This is a genomic window from Microbispora siamensis (assembly GCF_016863095.1).
GTDB classification, from domain to species: domain Bacteria; phylum Actinomycetota; class Actinomycetes; order Streptosporangiales; family Streptosporangiaceae; genus Microbispora; species Microbispora siamensis.
This window is the reverse complement of the sequence record NZ_BOOF01000097.1, coordinates 1-6,320: the sequence shown is the minus strand read 5'-3', so window position 1 is coordinate 6,320 and position 6,320 is coordinate 1. Positions and strand designations below refer to the sequence as shown.

Genomic DNA, 6,320 nt, shown 5'->3' with positions numbered 1-6,320 from the left:
CCGATGTGTCACGCCGTGGCATGTAATAGTCACGGTCGGTGACAAGGGGTCCAGGGGACCTCTTCCCGGGCGACCGGGATAGCCGGCCTCATTCATGCGGTGCCCCAGGGAGTCGTCATCGATGCCAGATGCGGCCGTATGTAACTGTCGAACCATTTGCACGGCCGCCCTTCCAGATCGCGCTGCACCGCCCACAGGGCATAGTCGGCCACTTCAATACCCCACGTGCTTTGTGCGTCCCACACGCAGAGCACGACATCTCGATCTGCCGACAAATCTCGGCAAACCTCGGCAAGCGCCTGCCGCGCGTTCATAACCCGTCGGTTCGTGGTGAGCGTGGCCACGATCACATACAGCGCATCGCCCGGCTTGCTGATAATCGGCAGCAAACCCCTGAAATGCGCATACCACGCCAGTTTATAAAGCCAATATGATCGTTCTCGCACCGACGGGTGAGCCCTGGCCTTACACAGGAAGGTTACGTCGAGTCGCGGACGTTGCCGCCCGACGAGGTCGAAGACTTCATCACGCGTCGCATGGGAGTCATCCTTCGCATGAAGACCTCTGGGCAGTCGGACGCCGCGCCTCTCCAGATCACAGCGCAACCGCAAGCCCTCCCAGACCTCCCGGCCATGCTCCCCACGAAAAATAGCGGTACCGAAGCCGAAATAGGCGCTCGCGCCGACCGTTCCAGCCATATCCATGTTGCAAGCCGGGATGGCTGCATGCCGGGATGGCGGTGGCACCGGAAGGCGATCTGCCTGCTTTGCCCTACTACGTCCGAGCGGAGCGCCCCGAATGCTAGCGTGATCATCGCCCATAGCCACGCATAAGGGGTGATCGATGATCCGACGAAAGCCTTTGAAGATCACTCGCTGGGTCACGGGCGGCATGACCGTCGCCACCGCTGCCGCCCTCACTTTGGTGTCCGCCGGGCCGGCGCAGGCCTATCCCAAGGGCTCGTGCGGGCAGTCGTACCGCAAGGTGGCCAGCTATCGGCTGACGCAGGGCGCCAAGGACGGGAAATCGTACGGCACCGTCACGCTGTACCAGAGCCCCACCGCGCACGCGAAGTGCGCCATCGCGCGGGTGGAGCCCTCCTACATCGGCAAGACGAGCTACCTGTACGTCGAGCTCTTCGTCGACACGAACCGGAACAAGAGGTACGACGGCCCGGACAAGGGGGCCGCCAGCGGCAGCGAGAAGTACAAGTGGTTCGCGGGCCCGGTGCACATCTACGGCGTCGACCACCGGTGCGTCCAGTTCGCCGGGGCGGTCAGGATCGGTTCCAAGCCCCTCGTCCGCGGCGGCACCCCGGCGGGCAAGTGGATGTACTGCGACTAGTCGTGAATGCCGCGTCTCTTCCCGGCGTCCTGGCGCCTCGCCCACCTTCCCGTACGCCTGGCGCACCCGGATGTCAGCCGGGGGTGACGGACGCCAGCCGGTCGGCCAGTCTCTGGAGGGTGGCGGCGATCTGGATGTTGGTCTGGTAGTCGTCGCCCATGCGGACGATCACTGTCCGCGTGGACGGTGACACCACCATGATCTGACCGTGCGCGCCCATCGCGGCGAGGTCGCGTCCGCCGTCGCCGCGGGGGAGGATCCACCAGCCGTTGCGGTATCCGACGCCGATGCCGGCGAAGGTGGTGACGGGCTCACGGTCGGCCGGGTCGAGGCTGCGATCCAGGAACGCCCCGGGCGCCACCTGGCGTCCGGCGACCTGTCCCCCGTCGAGCATGAGCTGGCCGATCCTGGCCAGGTCACGGGCGGTCACCACGAGACCGCTCTCGTGGTAGGGGAACCCGTGGTCGTCGACGCACCATTCGGCGGGATGCTCCGCGCCCAGGTCGTCCCACAGCCGTTGCAGCGGCTGCCGCGTGAGCAGCGTTCCGGTCAGCCGCCGGTACGCGAGGCCGACGAGGTTGGGCGCGTAGTCGTTGTAGGTGAACGGTCCCGGCGGGCTTGCGATCCTCGGCCGCCGCACGACGGTCCCGGCCAGGTCGGTCGCGTAGTAGACCGACGGATAGTCCCGATCGACCCACGGGAACGAGATGTCGTCCGAGAAGGCGATGCCCGAGCGCATGTCGATCAGGTCGCCCAGCCTGATGGCGGAGAACCGGGCGTCCCTGGCGCTCAGTTCGGGAACCGCCCGGGTGATCGGCAGGTCGAGGCCCCCGATCGTGCCGTCCGCGACAGCCCGCGCCACGAGCAACGAGATCACCGTCTTGGACACCGAGAACGCGGCGGCCGGGCGGTCCGGCGCCCCGCCGTTGCCGTACCACTCGCACACCAGCATGCCGTCGTGGATGACGACGATGCTCTGCGCGTTCTGAGTGGGCAGTGACCGGCGGATCGGGCAGTCGCCGGCCGCCCTCGGCCATGGCCGGGGCGCCGTGGCCGCGCGTACCGATGTGTGCTGTTTCCATTCGACGTCGGTGATGCTCGAGTCCTGCCGCGTCAGCACCCGCAGGACGTACCTGACGTCGCCCTCCGCCAGGATCAGGAGGAAGACCATGACGAACGCGACGACGGACAGCGGGAGGACCCAGACGGTGTGCCGCGGCACCCGGCGAAAGTACGGTCGCACAGGGTAAGTATACGATATATACATACATATCTTGGAGGTGCGGGTGCCACGCCCGAAAACGATCGACCGGACGGCGATCCTGGCTGCCGCGCTCGATGTCGCCGACGCCGACGGCGTGCCGGCGGTGAGCATGCATTCGATCGCCAAGCGGCTGGCGGTGACCCCGATGGCGCTCTACCGGCATGTCGCGAACAAGGCCGACCTGCTGGACGGCATCGTGGAGCTGCTGATGGCCGAGATCATGGCGGACGTGCCGGCGCCGGGCCCCGCCGCCGAGCGGGACGCATGGCTGGACGCGCTCATCCGCATCGCCGACCGTGCGCGGGCGGTGGCGTCCCGGCATCCGGCGGCGTTCACCCTGCTGCTGAGCAGGCCGGCGGCCTCCGCGGCCGCGCGCGAGGTCCGCGCGCACATCCACGACCTGCTCCGTCAGGCGGGCGTCGGCGGCGACCACGTCGAGCGGCTCGAACGCATCGTCACCACCACCGTGCTCGGCATGGCGGCCGGGCAGGCGTCGCAACGGTTCGCCCACCATCCGCCCGGCGTGCTCGACGAGGACGTCCGCGCCTTGGCCACGTTCGTGACGGCCGGCATCGAACCCTTCCGCACGCCAGCAGAGAAAGCGTGTCCATGACCGATCAGACGTCCTCGACCACGTCGCCGACCGTCTCGCCACCCTGCCGGGCGTACGCGCCGTGACCCTTTGGCGGCTCCCGCGCGCAGGGCTGCGCGGCGGCAAGCCTTTCATAGGCACATAGCCGAGCAGTTCGCGACCCAGGATGCGAGGCAGGCCTACCTGAACGCCTCGCTGGTACTGGTCGCGGAACATCGCGACCGCGGCATCGCCGGGCAGTCAGTCGCGCTGCTCGATTTCATCTCGCATCTTCACGAATTCCGCCGCAGCCTGGTCCCCGGACTTGAAGTACAGCAGCCACCACTCCGGCAAGGACAACAGGGGCGATCCTGCTGACGGTGCCCCTTTTCGTCGGAGGTTCCGGGTAGCCCGGCGGGTCGAATGGGGGTTGCGACACGGACTCTCCACGAGTGGCCAGGTGCGGGGTGCGGCAACCTTATCCTCGATCCACATGCCACTCATCCTGAACATAACCCGGCCGCTGGTCGCCCTCTGATCGGCGGGCTGGCCGGCCCGCCCTCAGCTCCGGGTCGAGGTCACGGGCGTCACGGTGCGTGATGCCTGCTCCCGCTCTCACAGGACGGGGTTTGCCCTGTTGGCGGCTGGGGAGGGGAGGACAGCACCGCCGACGGGCTGGTTTCGGACCGCCCGTTTCCGGTGCGGCCGTTGTCCGGTACGGCCCGCGGAGAGGAGAGACGATGACCGAGCCTCAGCAGCCGGAGCTCCGCCGATCGGGCGGGGGCGGCGCCAACGACGAGAACGCCGACGTCATCCCGGAATCGGCGAGCGCCGCGAAGTCCGGCGGGCACCCGCACGGCACCGACAAGGGGAACAAGGGCGGCGGCGAGGGCGGCGGCGTTCCGCCGGACCAGCGTCCTCCGCACCCCGCGTGACCATCGGGAAGAGACGCGACGGGCGTGACCGTGGAGGGGTGAGGTGAGCGGGATACCGACGATCAAGAGCCTCGACGAGCTGACCGAGCTCGTCGAGCACCGGCCCGGGCTGTACCTGCGCTATTCCAAGGGCCCCGACGCCGACGCCGGCAAGCCGAGCGTCGACTACGAGAGCCGTCTGGAGCTGCCCGGCCTGTCGGTGACGGTGCTCGACGCCGAGCGCTGGTGGACTCTCCCGCTGCGTGACTGGCTGGCCCGTCAGATCTGCAAGTACACGCACCTGGCCGAGAAGGACGAGGAGCGGCACGCGTGGGTGCTGGCCGGTCGAGTGGTGGCCCGCGGCCCCGACCACGAGCCGCTCATCGACCGGGTCGAGCCGGTCGCATGGCTCGACGACTCCGTGGTCGAGCAGGCGCGTGAGCACTACGAGAAGGTGTTCGACGCCGGCCGCGACTCCACCGGATGAGGCGCGGGCCCGGATGTCGGCACCGGATGGGGCTCAGGCCCGGGCCTCGATCCGCGTACGCGCCCGCAGCACCTCGCCGTAGACCGCGTGCACCCGGTGCACGAGTGTGTCCCAGTGCAGCTCGGCGACCCTGCGCCGGGCGTTGGCGGCCATCTCCTTGGCCTCCGCCGGGTCGTCGAGCAGCCGGCGGATGGCGGCGGCCAGCGCCTCGGGCCGCCCGGGCGGGACGAGCAGCCCGGTGACGCCGTCCTCGACCAGGTCGGGAATGCCGCCGACGCGGGTGGCGACGATCGGGTTGCCCGCGTGCATGGCCTCGATCAGCACCGTGCCGAGTTCCTCATAGCGGGAGGGGAGCACGAGCGGGTCTCCCCCGCCGAGCACGCCGGGGATCTCCTCCTGTGGGACGAACCCGCGCAGGTGAACCCGGGCGGCGACGCCCAGCCGCTCCGCGAGTTCCCGCAGCCGCCTGGCGCGCGGCCCGTCCCCCACCACCAGGAGGTCGACCGGTGGATCGCCGAGCAGCGCGAGCGCCCGCAGCAGGACGTCCACGCCCTTCTGCTCGTGGAGGCGGCCCACGTACAGCACGCGCGGCACGGGCACGCCGTCGAGCAGCGGACCCGGGCCGGCGGGCCGGGTGAACACCGGGGCTATCCCGGAGGGGATCACGTGGACGCGGCCCGCCGGGACGCCGTCGCCGACCAGCACGTCCCGCATCCGCGGGGTGAGCACGATCACCGCGTCGGCGCGGGCCGTGCCCCGCCGTTCCAGCGCTCCGCCGAGGTGCCGCAGCACCAGCGCCCGCGGCGTACGGCCGCTCACCGTGTGGCCGGGACTGCAGTGGACCGTGAGGACGAACGGCACCCGGGCGTGGCCGGCCGCCCGCAGGGCAAGCGGCACGACGGCCAGGTCCTCCCCCAGGTGGGCGTGGACCAGGTCGGCTCCCTCCGCGAGCCGGGACAGCAGCGGCCAGGCCGCCATCGCGTACATCTGCCGTCCCGCCGGGATCGGCAGGCCCAGCCGCACCAGCAGCCCGTGCCGTCCGAAGTCCTCCGTACGGGGGGCCGTGGGCGGGCGGGTGGTGACGATCGTCTGCCGCACGCCGAGCCGGTCGAGCGCCTCGCTGAGCCGCGCGCAGTGGTTCTGCATGCCCCCGACGGGATCGAACCGCACGCCCCTGCCCCGCAGCGCGGTCACGGGCGCGGCGAAGACGGAGCACAGGCGCAGTACGTGCACGGTGCGGATGTACCCCGAAGTCGTGATCGACACTGACACGTCGCCTATGAGGGCGCTCCGCGGAGATCGTCCGCCCGGTAGCCTTGCAGGCTGGTGCGCCCGCTCCGTCCGTAGCGGCGGTCACCGCTTTATATGCTTTCTTTTCCCAGTTCAGACGGCGATCGCGAGGGTGGACATGGTCGAGAGGGCAGGCACCGCGAAGCGTGCGCGATCAACACGCGCCGCCGGCGGCGACCCCGAACTGGATCTGCGGCAGCTCCTGGCCGGCCTCACCGCCGTACGGGACGGCGACTTCGGCACCCGGCTCCCCGAGGACGGAGACGGCCTGCTGACGGAGATCGCGACGGTCTTCAACGGGATGGTCGACCAGCTCTCCCTGTTCACCTCCGAGGTGACGCGCGTGGCGCGGGAGGTCGGCACCGAGGGCCAGCTCGGCGGGCAGGCCGAGGTTCCGGGGGTCTCCGGCACCTGGAAGGACCTCACCGACTCGGTGAACGCCATGGCGGG

The 6,320-nt window shown here is 69.9% G+C and carries 8 protein-coding genes; 5 read left to right on the top strand and 3 right to left on the bottom strand.

Features of this window, described 5'->3' with window-relative positions; genetic code table 11:
* Positions 1 to 92: 92 nt before the first annotated feature.
* Positions 93 to 698, bottom strand: coding sequence for a hypothetical protein (locus Msi02_RS42505; RefSeq protein ID WP_204053372.1), 606 nt, complete (start codon positions 696 to 698; stop codon positions 93 to 95).
* 145 nt (positions 699 to 843) lie between these two features.
* Here Msi02_RS42505 and Msi02_RS42500 point away from each other — a divergent pair, with 145 nt between their 5' ends.
* Positions 844 to 1,344 carry a hypothetical protein gene (locus Msi02_RS42500; protein WP_204053371.1) on the top strand — a complete coding sequence of 167 codons (501 nt, stop codon included), beginning with the start codon at positions 844 to 846 and terminating at the stop codon, positions 1,342 to 1,344.
* A gap of 73 nt (positions 1,345 to 1,417) precedes the next feature.
* On the opposite strand, the gene Msi02_RS42495 is transcribed toward Msi02_RS42500, so the two are convergent.
* Complete coding sequence (locus Msi02_RS42495; RefSeq protein ID WP_204053370.1) at positions 1,418 to 2,587, bottom strand: serine hydrolase domain-containing protein; 1,170 nt, start codon at positions 2,585 to 2,587, stop codon at positions 1,418 to 1,420.
* Positions 2,588 to 2,630: 43 nt separating this feature from the next.
* Between Msi02_RS42495 and Msi02_RS42490 the strand changes: the two genes are divergently transcribed.
* The 3 genes from Msi02_RS42490 to Msi02_RS42480 all read left to right on the top strand — a co-directional run bounded on the left by Msi02_RS42490 (position 2,631) and on the right by Msi02_RS42480 (position 4,580).
* Positions 2,631 to 3,221, top strand: coding sequence for a TetR/AcrR family transcriptional regulator (locus Msi02_RS42490; RefSeq protein WP_204053369.1), 591 nt, complete (start codon positions 2,631 to 2,633; stop codon positions 3,219 to 3,221).
* Between the two features lie 698 nt (positions 3,222 to 3,919).
* Positions 3,920 to 4,114, top strand: coding sequence for a hypothetical protein (locus Msi02_RS42485; protein ID WP_204053368.1), 195 nt, complete (start codon positions 3,920 to 3,922; stop codon positions 4,112 to 4,114).
* Between the two features lie 43 nt (positions 4,115 to 4,157).
* The gene (locus tag Msi02_RS42480; protein WP_079321092.1) at positions 4,158 to 4,580 is read left to right on the top strand and encodes a DUF6098 family protein; all 423 of its coding nucleotides are present in this window, start codon (positions 4,158 to 4,160) and stop codon (positions 4,578 to 4,580) included.
* Between the two features lie 33 nt (positions 4,581 to 4,613).
* Here the strand turns inward: Msi02_RS42480 and Msi02_RS42475 are convergent, their stop codons facing one another.
* Entirely contained in the window at positions 4,614 to 5,846 is a 1,233-nt protein-coding gene (locus Msi02_RS42475) for a glycosyltransferase family 4 protein (RefSeq protein WP_204053367.1), read from the bottom strand.
* Positions 5,847 to 5,988: 142 nt separating this feature from the next.
* On the opposite strand from Msi02_RS42475, the gene Msi02_RS42470 reads away from it, so the two are divergent.
* Positions 5,989 to 6,320 (top strand): HAMP domain-containing protein (locus tag Msi02_RS42470; RefSeq protein WP_239109423.1); only part of this gene is annotated, 332 nt, incomplete at its 3' end.